This is a genomic window from Amycolatopsis cihanbeyliensis (assembly GCF_006715045.1).
Lineage (GTDB): Bacteria > Actinomycetota > Actinomycetes > Mycobacteriales > Pseudonocardiaceae > Amycolatopsis > Amycolatopsis cihanbeyliensis.
The window spans coordinates 4488628-4507401 of record NZ_VFML01000001.1 but is presented as its reverse complement, the minus strand read 5'-3'; the positions used below and the strand labels follow the sequence as shown (position 1 = coordinate 4507401).

16 protein-coding genes and 1 tRNA gene are annotated in these 18774 nt (G+C 70.9%); 12 read left to right on the top strand and 5 right to left on the bottom strand.

The window, feature by feature from the left end:
• Positions 1-36: 36 nt before the first annotated feature.
• Both FB471_RS20525 and FB471_RS20520 read left to right on the top strand, forming a co-directional pair.
• On the top strand, positions 37-984 hold the full coding sequence (locus FB471_RS20525) for an SPFH domain-containing protein (protein ID WP_142000037.1): 948 nt from the start codon (positions 37-39) through the stop codon (positions 982-984).
• Positions 985-993: 9 nt separating this feature from the next.
• Positions 994-1215, top strand: coding sequence for a type II toxin-antitoxin system antitoxin (locus tag FB471_RS20520; RefSeq protein WP_142000036.1), 222 nt, complete (start codon positions 994-996; stop codon positions 1213-1215).
• Positions 1216-1220: 5 nt separating this feature from the next.
• On the opposite strand, the gene FB471_RS20515 is transcribed toward FB471_RS20520, so the two are convergent.
• Entirely contained in the window at positions 1221-1409 is a 189-nt protein-coding gene (locus tag FB471_RS20515; RefSeq protein ID WP_142000035.1) for a hypothetical protein, read from the bottom strand.
• A 146-nt stretch (positions 1410-1555) separates the two neighbouring features.
• Here FB471_RS20515 and FB471_RS20510 point away from each other — a divergent pair, with 146 nt between their 5' ends.
• The 4 genes from FB471_RS20510 to recD2 all read left to right on the top strand — a co-directional run bounded on the left by FB471_RS20510 (position 1556) and on the right by recD2 (position 7472).
• The gene (locus FB471_RS20510; protein ID WP_142000034.1) at positions 1556-3544 is read left to right on the top strand and encodes an SDR family oxidoreductase; all 1989 of its coding nucleotides are present in this window, start codon (positions 1556-1558) and stop codon (positions 3542-3544) included.
• Positions 3545-3580: 36 nt separating this feature from the next.
• Complete coding sequence (locus FB471_RS20505; RefSeq protein WP_142002221.1) at positions 3581-4288, top strand: TetR/AcrR family transcriptional regulator; 708 nt, start codon at positions 3581-3583, stop codon at positions 4286-4288.
• Positions 4289-4484: 196 nt separating this feature from the next.
• The gene (locus FB471_RS20500; RefSeq protein WP_142000033.1) at positions 4485-5216 is read left to right on the top strand and encodes an SIS domain-containing protein; all 732 of its coding nucleotides are present in this window, start codon (positions 4485-4487) and stop codon (positions 5214-5216) included.
• 66 nt (positions 5217-5282) lie between these two features.
• Positions 5283-7472 carry an SF1B family DNA helicase RecD2 gene (recD2, locus tag FB471_RS20495; RefSeq protein ID WP_211358080.1) on the top strand — a complete coding sequence of 730 codons (2190 nt, stop codon included), beginning with the start codon at positions 5283-5285 and terminating at the stop codon, positions 7470-7472.
• A 25-nt stretch (positions 7473-7497) separates the two neighbouring features.
• Here the strand turns inward: recD2 and FB471_RS20490 are convergent, their stop codons facing one another.
• Positions 7498-7947: a PaaI family thioesterase gene (locus tag FB471_RS20490; RefSeq protein WP_142000031.1), complete on the bottom strand. Its 450-nt coding sequence runs from the start codon at positions 7945-7947 to the stop codon at positions 7498-7500.
• Between the two features lie 77 nt (positions 7948-8024).
• Between FB471_RS20490 and FB471_RS20485 the strand changes: the two genes are divergently transcribed.
• Positions 8025-8462: a winged helix-turn-helix transcriptional regulator gene (locus tag FB471_RS20485; protein ID WP_142000030.1), complete on the top strand. Its 438-nt coding sequence runs from the start codon at positions 8025-8027 to the stop codon at positions 8460-8462.
• On the opposite strand, the gene FB471_RS20480 is transcribed toward FB471_RS20485, so the two are convergent.
• The 3 genes from FB471_RS20480 to FB471_RS20470 form a co-directional block, all read right to left on the bottom strand.
• Entirely contained in the window at positions 8404-12327 is a 3924-nt protein-coding gene (locus FB471_RS20480) for a Pls/PosA family non-ribosomal peptide synthetase (RefSeq protein WP_142000029.1), read from the bottom strand. The two genes, FB471_RS20485 and FB471_RS20480, sit on opposite strands and share 59 nt — an antisense overlap.
• Positions 12324-13322 carry a bile acid:sodium symporter family protein gene (locus FB471_RS20475; protein ID WP_142000028.1) on the bottom strand — a complete coding sequence of 333 codons (999 nt, stop codon included), beginning with the start codon at positions 13320-13322 and terminating at the stop codon, positions 12324-12326. Before FB471_RS20475 ends, FB471_RS20480 begins: the two co-directional genes overlap by 4 nt.
• A 71-nt stretch (positions 13323-13393) precedes the next feature.
• Positions 13394-14251, bottom strand: a complete 858-nt coding sequence (locus tag FB471_RS20470) for an isocitrate lyase/PEP mutase family protein (protein WP_142000027.1) — start codon at positions 14249-14251, stop codon at positions 13394-13396.
• 532 nt (positions 14252-14783) lie between these two features.
• On the opposite strand from FB471_RS20470, the gene FB471_RS20465 reads away from it, so the two are divergent.
• The 5 genes from FB471_RS20465 to FB471_RS20445 all read left to right on the top strand — a co-directional run bounded on the left by FB471_RS20465 (position 14784) and on the right by FB471_RS20445 (position 18693).
• Positions 14784-14870, top strand: a tRNA-Ser gene (locus tag FB471_RS20465).
• Between the two features lie 172 nt (positions 14871-15042).
• Positions 15043-15303, top strand: coding sequence for a hypothetical protein (locus tag FB471_RS20460; RefSeq protein WP_142000026.1), 261 nt, complete (start codon positions 15043-15045; stop codon positions 15301-15303).
• A 4-nt stretch (positions 15304-15307) separates the two neighbouring features.
• Positions 15308-15553, top strand: coding sequence for a hypothetical protein (locus tag FB471_RS20455; protein WP_142000025.1), 246 nt, complete (start codon positions 15308-15310; stop codon positions 15551-15553).
• A gap of 12 nt (positions 15554-15565) precedes the next feature.
• On the top strand, positions 15566-18331 hold the full coding sequence (locus FB471_RS20450; RefSeq protein WP_142002219.1) for an FtsK/SpoIIIE domain-containing protein: 2766 nt from the start codon (positions 15566-15568) through the stop codon (positions 18329-18331).
• A complete protein-coding gene (locus FB471_RS20445) occupies positions 18328-18693 on the top strand; it encodes a hypothetical protein (protein WP_142000024.1) in 366 nt (121 codons plus the stop codon). The genes FB471_RS20450 and FB471_RS20445 overlap by 4 nt, the downstream gene beginning before the upstream one ends.
• Positions 18694-18774 lie beyond the last annotated feature (81 nt).

Sequence of the window (18774 nt, the reverse complement as noted above, 5' to 3'; positions counted from 1 at the left end):
ATGACAACGTCGGGGACCGAAAGGGGACTGAGGACGATGGCGGAGAAACGAGCGGACGTGGCGGACGACATCCAGCTGGACATGCCGAAACCGCAGGTCACCGAGCGGGCGGCGCGCTCGGTGAACGGCTTCCCCATGGTCGGGGTGGTGCTGCTGGCCTTCCTCGGCGGTGCGCTGCTGGTCGTGCTGGGCATCGTGCTGGCCGCGAACGACAACCAGGGCGCGGGCGTATCGATGATCATCGTCGGCGGCCTACTGGTGCTGGCCGCACCGGTACTGGCAGGGGGGCTCACTCCGGTCGCGCCCGGTGAGGCGCGCGTGGTGCAGTTCCTCGGCCGCTACACCGGCACCCTGCGCTCGCACGGGCTGCAGTGGGTGAACCCGATCTCGGTACGCAGCGCGGTGTCCACCCGGATCCGCAACCACGAGACCGGCGTGGCCAAGGTGAACGACGCCGACGGCAACCCGATCGAGATCGCCGCCGTGGTGGTGTGGAAGGTCGAGGACACCGCGCAGGCGACGTTCGAGGTGGACGACTTCGTGGAGTTCGTCAGCATCCAGAGCGAGACGGCGGTGCGGCACATCGCCAACAGCTACCCCTACGACGCGCACCAGGAGCAGCGGGCCTCGCTGCGGGACAACACCCAGGACGTCGCCGAGCAGTTGTGCACCGAGATCGCCGCGCGGGTGGCCTCGGCAGGGGTGACCGTGATCGAGTCCAGGATCACGCACCTGGCCTACGCGCCGGAGATCGCCCAGGCGATGCTGCGCAGGCAGCAGGCCGGCGCCGTGGTGGCCGCGCGCAAGCGGATCGTGGAGGGCGCGGTCGGCATGGTGGAGATGGCCCTGGACCGGCTCGCCGAGCAGGACGTGGTGGACCTGGACGAGGAACGCAAGGCCGCCATGGTCAGCAACCTGATGGTCGTGCTGGTCGGTGACCGGGACACGCAACCGGTGGTGAACACCGGCTCGCTCTACCAGTAGCCGTTCCCGATGACGGAGCGGAAGAAGGTCTTGCTGCGACTGGACCCGGCGGTGCACGACGCACTCGCCCGCTGGGCCGCCGACGAGTTGCGCAGCACCAACGCGCAGATCGAGTTCCTGCTACGCAAGGCCCTTTCCGACAGCGGGCGACTCCCCGGCAACGTGAGCAGGATGCGACCACGAGGCCGCCCGCGAAAGGGAGACCGGGAGCACGGCCAGAGTGAGGAGTAAGCGCCTTACCGGCCCTTCGACCTGCGGGCGCGGACGGCGATGGCCACCTCGGTGGCGACCGCCGCCGCGCCCGCCACGGCGTTGGCCAGCCGTAGCTTGTCCTTGTCCTTGCGCGCCTGGCGCAGCTTGCTCACCGCGAACACCAGCCCGATCACGGCGCTGACCAGCCCGAACAGGCTGCCCTCCTGCTTCACCCGGTACCTCCCCTGCTTGCTGCGGTGGCTCCGCGACCAGCCTAGACCGCGACCGTGGTGACCCGGGCGCCGGGAAGGCACTGCCGGCCCGGAAAAGTATCCGGTACATTGTGTTCCAGGTATTTACTCGGCTCCGGGAGGGCGCGATGACCAGTTACTTCGTCACCGGCGGCACCGGCTTCCTCGGCCGCAGGCTGGTGCACAGGCTGCTGACCAGGCCGGACTGCACCCGGGTGTACGTGCTGGTGCGCGAGCGGTCCAGGGAACGGCTGGCCGAGCTGACCGAGCAGTGGCCGAACCCGGAGCGGGTGGTCCCGGTGTCCGGCGACCTCACCGCGGAGGGGCTGGGCGTCGATCCGGCGAGCCTGACCGAGCCGCCGGAACACGTGGTGCATCTCGGCGCGATCTACGACATGACCGCGGGCCGGGAGGCCAACGAGGCCGCCAATGTCACCGGCACCCGCAACGTGCTCACCTTCGCCGAGCGGGCGCGGGCACGCTGGTTGCACCATGTGTCCTCGATCGCGGTGGCCGGCGAGCACGAGGGCCGGTTCACCGAGTCGGACTTCGACCTCGGCCAGCGGCTGCCCTCGCCGTACCACGCGACCAAGTTCGCCGCGGAGAAACTGGTACGGGAACAGGACTCGGTGCCGTACCGGATCTACCGCCCCTCGGCCGTGGTCGGCGACTCCGTGACCGGCGAGATGGACAAGGTGGACGGGCCTTACTATTTCTTCCCCGCGTTCACCAGGATCGCGCGCCTGCCCGCCCGCCTGCCGCTGGTCGGCCCCGAGCTCGGCGCCACCAACATGGTCCCGGTGGACTACGTGGTCGAGGCCATGGAGCGGCTGATGCACGTCGAGGCCGCCAGCGGGGCGACCTACCACCTCGCCGCGCCCGAACCGCAGTCGTTGAACGAGGTGTACAACGCCTTTGTCGGCGCGGCCGGCGGTCCGCGCATCGTGCGCACGTTGCCGTTGAACCTTTCCGGCACGCTGCGCCGGGCCGGGCACGCGCTCGCCGGGCGGCAGCGACCCTCGGTGCGGCAGCAAGCACTCGCCGCGGCGCTGACCGAACTCGGCATCCCGGCCGAGGTGCTGCCCGTACTCACCCTTCCGGTCCGGTTCGACACCACCGCGACCCGCGCGGCGCTGGCCGGGACGGGCATCGAATGCCCGCCGCTCGCCACCTACGCCGAGCGGGTGTACCGGTACTGGGCCGAACATCTGGACCTCGATCGGGTCCGGCGGGGCGAGCGGAAGACCCCACTGCGTGGCCGGCGGGTGATGATCACCGGCGCGTCCACGGGGATCGGCAGGGCCACCGCGCTGCGCGTGGCGCGGCGGGGCGCCACCGTGCTGCTGGTGGCCAGGCGCTCGGACGAACTGGCCGCGGTGCGCGACGAGATCCACTCGGCGGGTGGGCAGGCCGCGATCCATCCCTGCGACGTGACCGACTCCGAGGCGGTCGACGCGATGATCAAGCGGGTGCTCGCCGAGCACGGTGCGGTGGACATGCTGGTGAACAACGCGGGCCGGTCGATCCGCCGCTCGGTGGCGCACTCCACCAGCAGGCTGCACGACTACGAGCGCACCATGGCGCTGAACTACTTCGCCCCGCTACGGCTGACCTTCGCGCTGCTACCCGCGATGATCGAGCAGCGATTCGGGCATATCGTCAATGTCACCACGCAGGGCCTGCAGAACCACACCCCGCGGTTCTCCGCGTACCTGGCCTCGAAGGCCGCGTTGGACGAGTTCGGCAAGGTGGCCGGAAGGGACCTGCTGGCCGAGGGCGTGACGTTCAGTTCGGTCCGGGTGCCGCTGGTACGTACCGCGATGAGCGCACCGAGCGCGAGGGTGTTCCGCAGGCTGCCCTCGCTCAGCCCGGAGCAGGCCGCGACGATGATCGTGCGGGCACTGGAACGCAGGCCCGAGGTGGTCAACCGGCCCGCGGGAACCGCGGCCGACCTCGCCGACCGGCTGGCCCCGCACACCATGCGCGCGCTCACTCATCTGGCGGCATACCAGGCAATGCCGGAAACCGCGCCGGACACCAAGCACGCCGATGGGCGCAGGCACCCCCTTGTCGCCGTCGTCGCCACCCTGACCCGCCTGCTCTGGCGCCGGCTATGAGCTGTGACGGGTAAGTTGGTGCAGGTGGCAGGCGGAGTGACGGGCAGCACCGGCAGGCGGGACGGCCGGGCCACGCGTTGGGAAGGGCAGCGCGAGCGCAGGCGTGCCGAGTTCGCCGAGGCGGCGATCACGGTGATCGAGCGGCACGGCCCGGACGTGCTCACCGAGCAGATCGCCGCCCAGGCCGGGGTGGCCCGGCCACGGCTGTACCGGCATTTCGACGGCAAGGCGGACCTGCAACACGCGGTGTGCCAGCGCATCGTGCAGCGGCTGATGGCCGAGCTCGCCCCGGTGTGGCGCGCCGGCGGCGCGCCACACGAGATCATCACCTCGGCGATCGACACCATCGTGCGCTGGCTCGGTACCCACCGGCAGCTCTACCGGTACCTGGCGCGGCACTCGCGCAGGGACCCCGCCGGCCGCTCCGACGCGATCACCGACTTCACCGGGGCGTTCGCGGTGAACCTCGGCAGGCTGCTCGCCGGCGCACTGCGCGCGACCGGCCTCGAGGATCGGGGCACGGAACCGTTCGCCTTCGGGCTGGTCGCCTTCGTCGAGGCCGCGATCGGCAGGTGGCTGGCCGAGCCGGAGGGTGGCACGGCCGAGCAGTTCACCGCCGACCTCGCCCGCTCGGTGTGGCGGCTGCTGGACGGCATACTCGGTGAGCGCGGCCTGCGGCTGGACCCGGACCGACCGCTGCCGGACAGCGCCGGAATCGACCTGCTGGACACCAGCGCTCGCTGAGCACGAACGCGGATGATCCATACGGGCGGGGCCGAACGGCTCATATCGCCATCATGTTGACCGTCAATGTATTGGTCTGGACAAATTGTCCGAGGGTCCCTAGCGTTGCCCTCCGAACGCCGCCGCGCCGGCGATACGACAGCGCGCACGAAGGCCGCCCACGAAGGCACTGACTCGCCGAGGAGGCAACTCGCCGATGGTCGACGTAGCTCGTCAACGCATCCGAGCGCTGATGGATGAGCTGGATCAGGGTTGCGAGGACGCGATTCCCGCTGCCGCCGAGCTCGTGCTGAACGCCATCGAGAGCGGCGGGGTGGTGCACGCGGCCGGTGCGGGTCATTCGCTGGCCATGGTGTGCGAGACCTTCTACCGGGCCGGCGGGCTGGCCGCGGTCCGCCCGTTGTGGGAGCCCGCGGTGCTGCCACTGACCGGCGCGCTGCGTAGCACGGATGCCGAGCGGGAGGTGGGCCGCGGGCGGTCGCTGGTGCAGTCGGCCGCGCCGGCGCCGCCGGACGTCATGGTGGTCTTCTCCACCAGTGGCCGTAACCCGTACCCGGTGGAAATCGCCAAGGAGGCGCGGGCAAGGGAGGTACCGGTGATCGCGGTGACCTCACTGCCCGCCTCGGCGAAGGCCACCGACCGCGCGGGCAGCAGGCTGGCCGACCACGCCACGATCGTGCTGGACACCGGGGTGCCGCCCGGTGATGTGGTGTACCCCAGCGAGGAACCGCGCACCTGCGCGGTGTCCACCATCCTCGGCGCCTATCTGTGGTCCATGCTGCTGGAGCGGCTGCACGACCTCGCGGCCGAGCGCGGCGTCCGGCTTCCGGTGTGGACCAGCTCCAACGTACCCGGCGGGGACGAGCGCAACGCGGACCTGCTCGCCCGTTACGGCGAGCGGATCCCGGAGCTGGCCACCCTGCGCTGACGGCCGCTGCCGCGTGCACTCGCGGCGTGGTAGGTGTAAGGCGTGACGCAACCGTTTCGTGGGTCTGTGCTGGAAGCGACGCTGGAACGGATCACGTTCGCCAACGAGGACACCGGCTACACCGTCGCCAGGGTCGACCCCGGTCGCGGGGGTGACCTGGTCACCGTGGTGGGCTCGCTGCTCGGCGCGCAGCCGGGTGAGGCGCTGCGGATGGTCGGCCGGTGGGGATCGCATCCGCAGTACGGCAAGCAGTTCCACGTTGAGGACTACAGCACCGTGCTGCCCGCGACGGTGCAGGGCGTGCGCCGCTACCTCGGTTCCGGGTTGATCAAAGGCATCGGTCCGAGGCTGGCGGAGAAGATCGTCGATCACTTCGGGGTCGGCGCGCTCGAGGTGATCGAGAACGAACCGGACCGGCTCATCGAGGTGCCCAAGCTCGGACCGAAGCGCACCGCGCTGATCGCCGAGGCGTGGGAGGAGCAGAAGGCCATCAAGGAGGTGATGGTCTTCCTGCAGGGCATCGGGTTGTCCACCTCGCTGGCCGTGCGGATCTACAAGCAGTACACCGACTCCTCGATCGAGATCGTGCGCACCGAGCCGTACCGGCTGGCCACCGACGTGTGGGGAATCGGGTTCAAGACCGCCGACACGATCGCCAAGGCGGTCGGCATCCCGCACGACAGCCCGCAGCGGATCAAGGCGGGCCTGCAGTTCACCCTCTCCGAGGCCACCGGTAACGGCCACTGCTTCCTGCCGGACCAGGAGCTCATCGCCGAGGCGATCAAGATCCTCCAGGTGGACGCCGGGCTGGTGATCGAGTGCCTGGCGCAGCTGGTGGACGAGGAAGGCGTGGTGCGCGAGGAGGTCCCCGGCGACGACGGTGAACCGGCACGGGCGATCTACCTGCTGCCCTTCCACCGGGCCGAGATCTCGCTTTCCGGCCAGTTGCTGCGGCTGCTGCGCACCAGCGCCGACCGGATGCCCGCGTTCGCGAGCGTCGACTGGGACAGGGCGTTGTCCTGGCTGCACGGCCGGACCGGCACCGAACTGGCCCCGGAGCAGGAGTCCGCGGTACGGCAGGCACTCACCGAGCGGATCTCGGTGCTCACCGGCGGGCCGGGCTGCGGCAAGAGTTTCACCGTGCGTTCGATCGTCCTGCTCGCCGCGGCCAAGAAGGCCAAGATCGTGCTGGCCGCGCCGACCGGGCGGGCGGCCAAGCGGCTCACCGAGCTCACCGGGCACGAGGCGGCGACGGTGCACCGGCTGCTCGAACTCAAGCCGGGCGGTGATGCCGCCTACGACAAGGACCGTCCGCTGGAGGCGGACCTCATCGTGGTGGACGAGGCCTCGATGCTGGACCTGCTGCTGGCTAACAAGCTGGTCAAGGCCATCGCCCCCGGCACGCACCTGCTGCTGGTCGGCGATGTGGACCAGCTCCCCTCGGTCGGTGCCGGGGAGGTGCTGCGCGACCTGCTTACTCCGGGGACGCCGGTGCCACACGTACGGCTCACCCGGATCTTCCGGCAAGCCAGCGAGTCCGGGGTGGTCACCAACGCGCACCGGATCAACTCAGGAGAGTATCCGCTCACCAAAGGACTTCCGGACTTCTTCCACTTCAATGTGGACGATCCGGAGGAGGCGGCGGGGCTGACGGTGGACGTGGTGGCCCGGCGCATCCCGGCCAAGTTCGGCCTGAACCCGCGGCGGGACGTGCAGGTGCTGGCCCCGATGCACCGCGGACCCGCCGGCGCGGGCGCGTTGAACACGCTGCTGCAGGAGGCCCTGACCCCGGCCCGGGCCGACCTGCCGGAGCGCAGGTTCGGCGGGCGCGTCTTCCGGGCCGGGGACAAGGTCACCCAGTTGCGCAACAACTACGACAAGGGCGCGAACGGGGTGTTCAACGGCACCCAGGGAGTGGTCGTCGAGGTGGACCCGGACGAGCAGCGGCTCACCGTGCGCACCGACGACGAGGAGGAGGTGGAGTACGAGTTCACCGAGCTGGACGAGCTCGCCCACGCCTACGCGGTGAGCATCCACCGCTCGCAGGGCAGCGAGTACCCGTGCGTGGTGGTCCCGGTGACCACCAGCGCGTGGATGATGTTGCAGCGCAACCTGCTCTACACCGCGGTCACCCGGGCGAAGAAGCTCGTCGTGCTGGTGGGTTCGAAAAAGGCCATCGGGCAGGCGGTGCGCGCCGTCGGCGCGGGACGCAGGCACACCGGCCTCGCCCACCGGCTACAGGCCACCCCCGGGTAGACCACCCTCGCGGGCCGCGACCGGGTCAGCGGAACAGCATGCAGGTGGTGGTGCCGTGGGCCAGCAACCTGCCGGTGGCGTCGGTGACCCTGCCCTCCGCGGTGGCGGTGCGGCCGCCGACGTGGATCACCGTGCCCTCGCCGAGCAGCAACTCCTCGTCCAGCCGGATCGTCCGGACGAAGTTGACCTTCAGCTCCAGCGAGGTGTACCCGGCCCCGGCCGGCAACGTGGTGTGCACGGCGCAGGCCATCGCCGAGTCCAGCAGCGTGGACGGGATGCCGCCATGCACCGTGCCGAGCGGGTTGGCGAACTCGGGGCGCGGCCGCAGCGAGAAGACGACCCGTCCCTCCTCCACCTCATCGATCTCCATCCCGAGCAGCGAGCCGATGCCCGGCGGGCGCTCGGACTCGGGCAGCGTGCCTGCCAGGCGCAGCAGTTCGAGTCCGGACATCGCGGCGGGATCCACAGCGGTCATGGCGTCCTCCCAAGGGTGGGTCAGGAAACTGAACCCTATAAGTTCACTTTTCTAACTGACAAGGTAGTATCGGTCACATGCGCTGGTCGGAGATCCGGAACGAACACTGCTCGGTGGCCCGCACGCTGTCGGTCGTCGGCGAGCGCTGGACCATGCTGGTGCTGCGCGAGGCGTTCAACCGCACCCGGAGGTTCGAGGACTTCCAGCAACGCACGGGCGCGCCACGACCGGTGCTGGCCGAGCGGCTACGCACGCTCACCGAGGACGGTGTGCTGCGCCGCAGCCGCTACGCCGAGCGGCCGGACCGTTACGAGTACCGGCTCACCGAGAAGGGGCTGGACCTCTACCCGGTCGTGGTGTCCCTCATGGCGTGGGGCGACCGGTGGATGGCGGGCGAGGACGGCCCTCCGGTGCGGCTGACCCATGGCACCTGCGGGGTCACCACGACCCCGCGACTCACCTGCCCGACCTGCGGCGAACCGGTGCATGCCAGGGACATGCGGGTGTCTCGCTGAGCACCGCCTGGCAGGGGATCCCGCGCCATTCGGTACCCGGTTCCAGCCGCTCCCCCTTCATCGCGAGGGACAGCGCGTCCAGGTTCGCCCCCGCACCGACCACCGCGTCGTAGAGCACCACCGAGCGGGGGCCGACGCTCGCGCCCTCCGCCACGGTGACGTCGGACATCTTCATCACCCGGTCCTCGAAAAGGTGGGTCTGCAGCGAACTCGCCGGGCCGACCGCGGCGTCATCGCCGATACGCACCAGATCGAACTCGGTGAGGAAGGTGCTTGCCAGCCAGACCCGGCTGCCGATCCTGGCACCGAACAACCGCAGCAGCACCGGCAGCAGCGGGGTCCCGGCGAGTCCGCCGAGCAGCGCGGGTACGGCCGCGGCCTCGTACAGTCCGGTGATCAACTCGCTCCGGCGAACGAAGGTGCCCCACAACGGTTCCACCCGCGGCCGGTACCTCCCTACGACCATCCACTTCAGACATACGACCACCAGCACCACGGCCAGCCCGAAGGTCACCACCAGGAGCGGGGCCAGCAGCACCGCGGCGAGTGTGCCCCGGGAGCGCCCGGCGGCCAGCAACGCGAGAAAGCCGCCGAGTGCGGCCGCCGCGAACAGCGTGGCAGGGAGCACCACCCGGAGGAACTCGATCGCCAACCTGCCCGCCACCCGGAACGGCGCCGGCCGGAAGGTCAGCTCCTCGGGAAAGTGCTCGCTTCGCTGCCTGCGCGGCAACCGGATCGGTGGGGAACCGAGCCAGGACGTACCCGCGGGCGTCCGCCGCGGCGCCAGGCTGTGCGCGCCGACCAGCGAGCCGGGGCCGAGCACGCTACCGGAACGCGCGAGCGCGGCATTGCCGAGGAAGGACCGTCGATCCACTGTGGTGTGTCCGAGTACCAGGTAGCCGCGGTGGTGGACGGCCGGGCCCACCATGGCCTGGTCGGCGAGGAAGCACTCCGTGCCGAGGCGCAACAGATCCGGGTCCACATGGGACACTGTGGACACCTCGGAACGCGGTCCGATCCGCGCGCCGAGGGCACGCAACCAGCCGACCGTGTAGAGGGTGGCGTAGAGCGTCGGGGTGGTCACCAGGCTGGTTTCCAGCAACTTGTCACTCACGTACTTGCGCAACCCCAGGCCCGAGCGCGCAGGCAGGACCCCGGTCGGTGTCCGCGGCAGCACGGCGTACTTCCCGGCCAGCACGAGCAGGCAGCCGGTCAGCACGAACAACGGGCCGGCGGCCAGCGCGGCGAGCAACCCCGCACCGGCACCGCCGGGCAGCGCGCGGCAGACCAGCAGCAGGCCGGGCACGGTCGCGGCGAAGACCAGCAGCTCCACGGCCAGCCAGCTCGCCGCGAAACCGAGCAGCAGCCGGGCGGGCCAGCGGGGCGCGGGGGGCAGCCGGTCCAGCGCGGCCAGCACCGGGTCCTGGTCCGCACGCGCGGCGGGCGAGCCGGCCCACCGCTGGCCGGGTGGCACCGACTCCCCGGCGGCCAGCAGCGAGTGCTCGGCGAGCTGCCCGCCCGCACCCACCCGGGAACCGGGCGCCAGCAACGCTCCCGCGCCCACGAAGGCCCCTGCGCCGAGCCGCACCCTGCCCAGGGTCAGCACCCCGTCCGCCACCCGCGCGGTCTCCAGCCGGGCGCCGTAACCGACCGCGGCGCCCGCCCCGATCTCGGTGAGCGAGGGCAGGGTGACCCCGGCTGTACCGAGCTGGCTGCCCGCGCCGACCGTGGCACCGAGCGCCCGCAGGTACGGCCCGAGCAACGGCGAACCGCCGAGCGAGCGCAGCGGCGCCAGCGCGAGTAACTGCCCGATCAGCCAGACCCGCAGGTGGGTACCGCCCCACAACGGGTACCGGCCCGGCCGCAACCCGGCACCGAGCAACCGCACCCCGAGCACCGGCAACACCAGCCTGGCCGGCAGCAGGCTCGCCAGCGCGACCAGCTCGCCCTGCCACAGCACGGTCGCGTCGGGCGCCCCACCCCGGGCCGCGACCACCGCCGCCACCGGTGCACCGAGCAGGAGCAGCAACACCAGCCGCCCGGCCAGTTGGGCCAGCCCGGCGCGGGCAACGGCCCCTGGTCTCGGCACGGGGCGATCCGCCCGAGTAGTCCTTTTCGGACCGTTCTGTTGCTCGATCGTCCCTGCCAGGCCGCGAATCGTGGGCCGGGCGTACAGCGCCGCGACGGAGAGTCCTGGCGCCACGCCCTCGGCGCGCAGCCGCCCGACCACCGTGGTCGCCAGCAGGGAGTGCCCACCGAGGTCGGCGAAGAAGTCCGCGGTCACCGACAACCGGTCGGGTGCGAGGTCCAGTTCCTCGGCCCAGACCGCGGCGAGCGCCCGTTCCCCTGGCGTGGCCGGCGGGTGCACCGGCTCGCGCCCGGTGACCACCCGGCCGGAGCCGGGCGCGGGCAGCGCGCCACGGTCGACCTTCCCGCTGGGTAGCAGCGGCAGCGTGTCCAGCACCTCGAGGTGGCTGGGCACCAGGTATCCGGGCAGGCTCCGGCGCAACCGCTCCCGCAACCGGGCGGGCAGGTCGGCGGGGGCGGAAGCGGTGGTCACGTAGCCGGCCAGCTCGATGCCGCCGGTCAGCACCCGCGCCGCGGCCCCGGTCACCGCGCCGTCGGCCAGCAGCAGGCTCTCGATCTCCTGCAGGTCCACCCGGTGGCCCCGGACCTTCACCTCGCTGTCCGCCCGCCCGAGGAAGGCGATCTCCCCGTCCGGCAGCACCCGGCCCTGATCCCCGGTCCGGTAGATCCGGTCTCCCCGGCCGGTGCGGCGGAACCGTTCGGCGGTCAACTCGGGACGGTTCAGGTATCCCCTGGCCACGCCCGGCCCGCCGACGCAGATCTCGCCGACCGTCCCGTCCGGCACCGGGCGCAGCCACTCGTCCAGGATCTCGACCCGGTAGCCGGGCAACGGCCTGCCGATGCTGACCGGCCGCCCCGGGCACAGCTCCGCCCAGGTCGCGGTCACCGTGGTCTCGGTGGGGCCGTAGGTGTTCAGCATCCGCCTACCCGGCCGGCTCCACCTGCGTACCAGCTCGGCGGGGCAGGCCTCCCCACCGACGACGAGGGTGGTCAGCGCGGGCAACTCGACCTCGAGGGTCGCCAGCACGGTCGGCACGCAGTACAGCACCGTGATCCGCTGTTCGGCGAGGAACGCGGCGAGTCCCGCGCCGAACCGGCCCTCGCCCTCCGGGCCGGCGACCAGCGTCGCGCCCACCGCCCAGGTCGGCCAGATCTCCTCGATCGAGAAGTCGAAGGCCAGCGTCATACCCTGGTAGACCCGATCCCCCGGCCCTACCCGGTAAATCGGCGTCGCCACCTCCAGGAAGTGCACGATGCCGGACTGGGCCACCTCCACACCTTTCGGCCGCCCGGTCGAGCCCGAGGTGTAGATCACGTAGGCGGCCGGGTCCGGCACCGGTTCGGGAGCCGGTCGCCAGGGCGGGAAGCCCGCGGCGAGCTGTTCGATCTCGGCCATCCGCAGCACCGCGCAGTGCGGGGTGCGGGCAGGCGCCTCGGCGCACAGCAGGGCGGACAGCGCGGCGTCCCCGGCGATGAACGCCACCCGTTCGGGCGGGGCCTCCGGGTCGATCGGGACGAAGACCGCGCCCGCCTTCACCACGGCCAGCAGCGCGACGTAGGCGTGCACCGACCGTGGTAGCTGGATACCGACCCTGCCGCCCGGCCGCACCCCGGTCGTGGCCAGGTAGTGCGCGAGGCGGTTGGCGCGCACGTCCAGCTCGGCGTAGGTCAACCTGCTCGCCCCGCACTCCAGTGCCACGGCCTCCGGGCGGGCGTCCCGGGTGGCCTCGAACACCTCGCGCAGGCCGCGCAGGTCCCTTCCGGCGACCGTGGTCATGGCGCCACGGGCACCGGGGACAGCGCGGGCCGCGCGTTGGCGTACCGCTTTGCCAGCGCGGCGCAGACCATCAACTGCAACTGGTGGAACAGCATCAGCGGCAGCACGATCAGCCCGACGCTCTGGTCGGCGAACAGCACCGCCGCCATCGGAACCCCACTGGCAAGGCTCTTCTTCGAGCCGCAGAACACGATCGCGATCTGGTCCTCGAGGTCGAACCCGAGCCAGCGCGCGGCGTAGCTGGTGCTCAGCAGCACCAGCCCGAGTAGCACCGCGCTGACCGCGAGCAGGGCGCCGAGCCGCGGCACCGGAAGCTGGTGCCAGATCCCGGCCTGCACGCCCTGGCTGAACGCCGAGTACACCACCAGCAGGATCGAGCCGCGGTCGACGTAGCCGAGCAGCCGGCGGTTGCGGGTGATCCACTCCCCGATCCAGCGCCGGGACAGCTGCCCGGCCGCGAACGGCAGCAGCAGTTGTACGCCGATGTCCAGCATCGGTTGCGCGGAGATGCCGCCCCTGGTGGCCAGCAGCAGGCCGACCAGCACCGGGGTGAGCACGATCCCGACCAGGTTGGACAGCGAGGCGCTGCAGATGGCGGCGGCGACGTTGCCCCTGGCGATGGAGGTGAAGGCGATCGAGGACTGCACGGTGGAGGGCAGCGCGCACAGGAACACCAGCCCGATGTACAGCTCGCTGGTGAGCACCGAGGGCACCAGCGCGTGCGCGGCGAGGCCGAGCACGGGGAAGAGCACGAAGGTGCTGCCGAACACCACCAGGTGCAGCCGCCAGTGCCGCATGCCGTCGGCGACCGCGCGCGGGGAGAGCCGCGCGCCGTAGAGGAAGAACAGCAGGCCGACCGCGACGTCGGCGCCGGTGTCGACGACCGGGGTGCCCACGCCCCGCGCGGGTAGCAGGGAGGCGAGCGCGACGGTGCCGAGGATGGCCAGGATGTAGGGGTCGACGAAGCGACTCACGTGTTTCAGCGGATGGATCATGGAGTCTCCCTCCCCGGCCGGGCGGTCCCGGCACGTGGCTGGGGCCGGGACCGCCCTGGCGTGGGGTTGCCTCAGCTACCGACGAGCGCCGGCTTCGGGTGGTGGCGACTGATGTTCTGCTCGAGCAGCAGCAGGGACTCGGCGACGCCGACCTGGTCCTCGCCGTGCGGCAGCCGGCCGTCGTTGTCCTTCAGTGCGGTCAGCGCCCCCTCCATCGCCGACTGCGCGGCGAACAGGCAGGGGGTGCTGTAGATCGCGACGTCCACGCCGAGCCGCTCGAGTTCGGACAGCGAGAGCCGCGGGGACTTCCCGCCTGCGATCTGGTTGAACAGCAGCGGCTTGTCGCCGATGACCGCGCGGACCTTGGCGATCCAGTCCGCGCTGCGCACGCCGTCGACCAGGATGACGTCGGCGTCCGTCCCGGCCAGCGCCTCGGCCCTGCGCAGGATCTCGGCCTCCTCGGTGGCGTCCGTGCGGGCCACCACCAGCAGATCCCGCCGGGTCTGCAGCACCAACTCCAGCTTCTCCAGGTACTCCGCCAGGGGCAGCACCTGCTTGCCCTCCACATGGCCGCAGCGCCGGGGTCGCTTCTGGTCCTCGAGGATCACCCCGGAGGCGCCGATCGCCTCGAGGTGCTCGACGACGTGGCAGGCCACCTCCGGGTCGACGTAGCCGTCGTCGATGTCCACCAGCATGTGGTGCTGGGGGAAGGCCAGGCGCAGCCGCTGGACGAAGTTCACGATGTCCGGCCAGGCGATGAAGCCGATGTCCGGCAGGCCGTAGTAGGACGCGGCGAAGCCGAACCCGGACACGAAGAACCCGTCGTAGTGCTGCGCCGCCACCGACGCGGAGAACATGTCGAACACACCGATAAGTGGCGTTACACCACCTTCTGAAACATTGTTCCGTAAATTCTGCCCAGGGCGCATTGCCCCTCCTCGGGTTGATGTACATATTTCAATCAGTGGGGCCCGAAACAAATCCGGACCCCGTCCCGCCTGCTCGCGGGAAGGTTGCGACCGCAAGCGCACTCACGAGTAAGGCGTGGCAGCGTGGGTGGTCGCGCCGAGGCCGTGGTGAGCACCAAAACCGAACAGGTTTCATCTTGAGCACGCACTCGAGACGGGGTCAAGAGGGAAAACGAGCGTCCCAGGAAATGAGCAAAACACTGCCGGCAACCAAGGAAAGCAATATTTTTCAATTGTCTGAATTGAACCACGAAACAGGCCGCCGACCAGGGGAACAACTGGCGGAATGCGGCGCGGCAGGCCACCGGCGCACCGGGCAGGCCACCGCTCGTTCACCGGCCGTTCACCCACTCCCGCGGCCCGTGCGGGCGGCACCGCCGCGTCGCCCGCACGGGCCGCCCACGACCGCGGCGGCATGGCGGGCGCCCACCCCGTCATCGCAGCTCAGACCCCGTATCCGCAGGTCAGAGGCTGCTCTGCTACCCTCTTTCGCGGAGGATTGGCCGAGCGGCCTAAGGCGCACGATTGGAAATCGTGTTGGGTGTGAAAGCCCTCACGGGTTCGAATCCCGTATCCTCCGCTCCCGGCTGGCGGCGTGTTCCGAGACAACCTCGGAACACGCCGCCAGCCATATTCGCGGGGGAGAACCCCCCATAGGACCAGTCGAACACCCACCCGCCGTCTGTCCGGAATCGCCCGGTCACGCTAGGTTTGTTGAAGGTAGACCTACCCAGCTCCAAGGAGTCCGCCCCATGCCCGGAGTGGAAGAGATCCGCGCGGGGATCGCCCTCGCGAACGAGAAGGCTTCCGCCAGCATCGCCGCCCTGCAACAGGCCGCCCAGGCCCTGGAGGAAGCCCAGCAGTCACTGGCAGCAGCGACATCCGGCAGCACCCAGGCCGAGGTGAACCAGGCACACGGTTTGCTCGCCGAAGCCCTGCAGGGCATCAACGGCACCCAGAGCACGATCCAGGCCTGCATCTCCTCGGCCGACTCGTACTCCGCGCGGCTGTAGCCCGATGTCGCTGGACGAGCTGCACCGCCTGCTCGCCGCGGTGCACAGCGGGATGGCCGACGCGCGGGCGCACTTCGATCGAGCACGAGGGTTGCTGCAGGAATCGCGACGCGCCATCGTGGATGCGCAAGCACAGGCCCAACCCTGGCTCCCGCCGCAACTGGCCAACGCCTTCGACCAACTCGACACCCAGACCGGAAGGCTGGACAACGCGGACGAGCTGCTGAACCGCTATGAAGCACGGCTGTAGGTGACCCGGGTGATCGGAAAGAAGGCCGGCGAGCAACGCGCGCGGGTGATCACCGCGCTGGACCAGCTACGCAGGCAGATCGGTCTCGCGCTCGGCGCGGCGACCAACGCCAGGAAGTCGGCCGAGAATCAGCTCGCCAAGCTGGAACTGGAGCAGTCGATCGTCCAGGCCGGGATCGAGCACGCCGCGGCCGATCCGCAGGTCGTCGAGCGAGCCAAGGAACCGGAGATGGCCGGGGTGTTCGCCTGGCTGGATACGGTCCGTAAACAGTTCTACGGGGAATGGTCCGATGGGCCGAACCGGCTGCGCGAGCTGGTCGCGGCCAGTGCCCCCGGTGCCGCGGGCAAGCCGCCGGGCGAATGGCTCGGCCGGGTCGGCACGCACTCCGGGGTGATCGCCCCCGAACTGTGGCGGGTCGGCTCGGCCACCGTGGACGGGGGTGACGCCGGCCGCACCCCGGGGACCGAGATGACCTTCGACGTCGCGGTCCCGCTGCTGGACGAGTCGCATCTTTCCATCACCTCCGCGCCGAAGACCCGGCCGAGTATCGACGCGCTGGTGGAGAACCTGCTGATGCGCGTGCTCAGCACCTTCGAACCCGGCGCGGTTCGGGTGCACCTGTGGGATGTCGGGCAGCTCACCGCGGTGCTGCCGAACTTCTACGCGCTCAGCCGCACCAGTGCGCTCACCGTGCACGACCCGACCCGGCTGGTCGACCTGCTGGACGAGCTGGCCGGGCACATCCGGCGAATCCACGCGCACACCATGCAGGCCGGGTACACCTCGCTGCAGGCGATGCGCAGGGACACCGGGCGCAGGGTCGAGCCATGGCGGATCGCCGTGCTCTACGGCAACGGCGAGGAGTTGCAACCGGAGCAGCTACGTGAGCTGAAGCGGGTCGCCTCCGGGGCGCTCGCCGCGGGCATCTCGCTGGTCCTGGTGGACGTGCCGACCGCGCTCGGCGGAGCGGTGGAATCCATCAGCCTGCTCGACGAGCGCCGCGCGATCAGCAGCATGACCGGCTCCGACCTGGCGGTGCACCTGGACCGCCCGCTGCCGGCCGGGCAGGTCGGCACCGCGGCGAGCCGGATCGCCGAGGCGCTCATCGCCAAGCAGGGCGGCCCGCGTTCCTTCGCCGACCTGCTGCCGACCGAGTTCGGCAAGCAGCGGTCGGCGTGGGAGTTGCGGGCGCCGGTCGGGTTCTACGAGGGCGAGCCGGTGGAGGTGGTGATCGGCGACGCCAGCCCGCACGCACTGATCGGCGGGCCGAGCGGCTCCGGCAAGACCAACTTCCTGTACGCGCTGCTCGGCAGCCTGTGCGCGCGCTACTCACCGGACGAACTCGCGCTGTACCTGCTGGACTTCAAGGAGGGCGTGTCCTTCGCCGGGCTCGCGCCCGGCCGCAGGGACGAGAGCTGGCTGCCGCACGCCCGGCTGGTCGGGGTGAACGTGAACACCGACAGGGAGTTCGGCCTCGCCCTGCTGCGGTTCCTCGCCGACGAGCTGCGCAGGCGCTCGGCCGCGGCCAAGGACCACGAGGTGACCCACCTTGCCGAGTTGCGCGAGCAGGACCCGGAGGGGCACTGGCCGCGGATCGTCGCGGTGATCGACGAGTTCCAGTACCTGTTCGCCGGGCGGGACACGGTCACCGCGCTGGCCACCTCCCTGCTGGAGGACATCGCCCGGCGTGGCCGCTCGCAGGGTATTCACCTGGTGCTGGCCAGCCAGGACGTGGCCGGGATCGAGGCGTTCTGGGGCAAGCCCGCGGTGTTCGAGCAGTGCACGCTGCGGATCGCGATGCCGAAGGCGCGCCGGGTGCTTTCCGAGACGAACCAGGCCGCCGTGGCCGCACCGAAGTGGCATGCCGTGGTGAACCACGACTCCGGGGTGGCGCACGGAAACCAGCTCGCGCATATCCCGGACGCCAGTGCCAAGGGGGTGTTCCCCGGCCTGCAGCAACGGTTGTGGGAACGGTACGCCACCTCGCACCAGCGGCCCAGGCTGTTCGACGGGGCGCACGCGCCGGTGCTGGAGGAGTCGCGCGCGTTCGGCGATCTGGAGCACGTGGCGCGGCCGAAGGCCCTGCTCGGCCAGTCCATCGAGGTGGCCGAGTCGGCGCGCGGGGTCGAGCTTTCCGGCGCCCCTGGCCGCAACGTGGCGGTGCTGGGCACCACGCAGAAGGAAGCACTGTCCATCATGAACTCCGCCGCCCGGTCACTGGCCCGCCAGTACCAGCCGGGCGAGGCCCTGTTCGTGCTGTGCTGCCTGGTGGAGACCTGCGCGAACGCGGTCACCGAGCTGTCCGACCGGCTGGCCGCCGAGGGGCACAAGGTGGAACTGGTGGCCCCCGGCGAACTCTCGGCACGGGTGCACACCCTCGCCGACGATCTGTCCGCGGTAGACAGTAAGCGGATCGTGACGCTGTACGGCGTGGACGCGGCGCTGCCCGCGCTGGAGCAGAAGTCGCCCGGCCAGGCCAGCGGGCTCGACCAGCTCCGGGTGCTGCTGAAGCAGGGGCCGACCAACGGGTTGCACGTGCTCGGCTGGTGGCGCGGGGTCAGCAGGCTGAAGGACACCCTCGGCTTCACCGGCACCGACGACATCGGCGCCTGGGCCGCGCTGGACGTTCAGGGCAGCGAGCTCAGCCCGTTCTGCGCGGGGCAGGTGGTGCACTGGTCGCCACGGCCGGGCCGCGCGCTGTTCTTCGACCGCAGCACGCACAGCGCACCCGAGGTGATCATTCCCTTCCACCAACCGGATCCGGGAGGTGACGAATGACCGAAGGCAGCACGGCGGCCATGCGGTACAAGGAGATCATCGGCCTGGCCCGCAGGGCCGCGGACGACCTGCGGTCCTGGGAGCTGAGCAGGGCCGAGGAACTGGCCGCGGCGCGGGCCACCGCCGAGGCCGAGGTGGCCGCCGCCGTCGAGCGGGAGCAGGTCACGACCGAACGGGCGAACCGTTGGTGGCGGATGGCGGCCGACAACGTCGATCGGGTGTCCTGGCTGGAGACCGGGGCGGCGCCCGAACCGATCGACTCGGCCCGCGGCGAGTGGCTGGACCGGTACCTCGAGGACATCCGGCCCACCTACCAGGAGCTGAACCAGGCCATCCTCAACCTCGGCTGGCGCGCCCGCTGAGCCCGCCCGCGCCTCCGGGAACGGCAAACTCGCGTACGTGGGCGGCAAACTCACGCGCGTGGAGGGCAAACTCGCGTACGT

Coding starts and splice junctions, on each gene's coding strand:
- FB471_RS20475 (WP_142000028.1), bottom strand. CDS start 13,322: ATGATCCATCCGCTGAAACACGTGAGTCGCTTCGTCGACCCCTACATC.
- FB471_RS20445 (WP_142000024.1), top strand. CDS start 18,328: ATGACCGAAGGCAGCACGGCGGCCATGCGGTACAAGGAGATCATCGGC.
- FB471_RS20500 (WP_142000033.1), top strand. CDS start 4,485: ATGGTCGACGTAGCTCGTCAACGCATCCGAGCGCTGATGGATGAGCTG.
- FB471_RS20480 (WP_142000029.1), bottom strand. CDS start 12,327: ATGACCACGGTCGCCGGAAGGGACCTGCGCGGCCTGCGCGAGGTGTTC.
- FB471_RS20460 (WP_142000026.1), top strand. CDS start 15,043: ATGCCCGGAGTGGAAGAGATCCGCGCGGGGATCGCCCTCGCGAACGAG.
- FB471_RS20490 (WP_142000031.1), bottom strand. CDS start 7,947: ATGACCGCTGTGGATCCCGCCGCGATGTCCGGACTCGAACTGCTGCGC.
- FB471_RS20485 (WP_142000030.1), top strand. CDS start 8,025: ATGCGCTGGTCGGAGATCCGGAACGAACACTGCTCGGTGGCCCGCACG.
- FB471_RS20510 (WP_142000034.1), top strand. CDS start 1,556: ATGACCAGTTACTTCGTCACCGGCGGCACCGGCTTCCTCGGCCGCAGG.
- FB471_RS20470 (WP_142000027.1), bottom strand. CDS start 14,251: ATGCGCCCTGGGCAGAATTTACGGAACAATGTTTCAGAAGGTGGTGTA.
- FB471_RS20455 (WP_142000025.1), top strand. CDS start 15,308: ATGTCGCTGGACGAGCTGCACCGCCTGCTCGCCGCGGTGCACAGCGGG.
- FB471_RS20525 (WP_142000037.1), top strand. CDS start 37: ATGGCGGAGAAACGAGCGGACGTGGCGGACGACATCCAGCTGGACATG.
- FB471_RS20520 (WP_142000036.1), top strand. CDS start 994: ATGACGGAGCGGAAGAAGGTCTTGCTGCGACTGGACCCGGCGGTGCAC.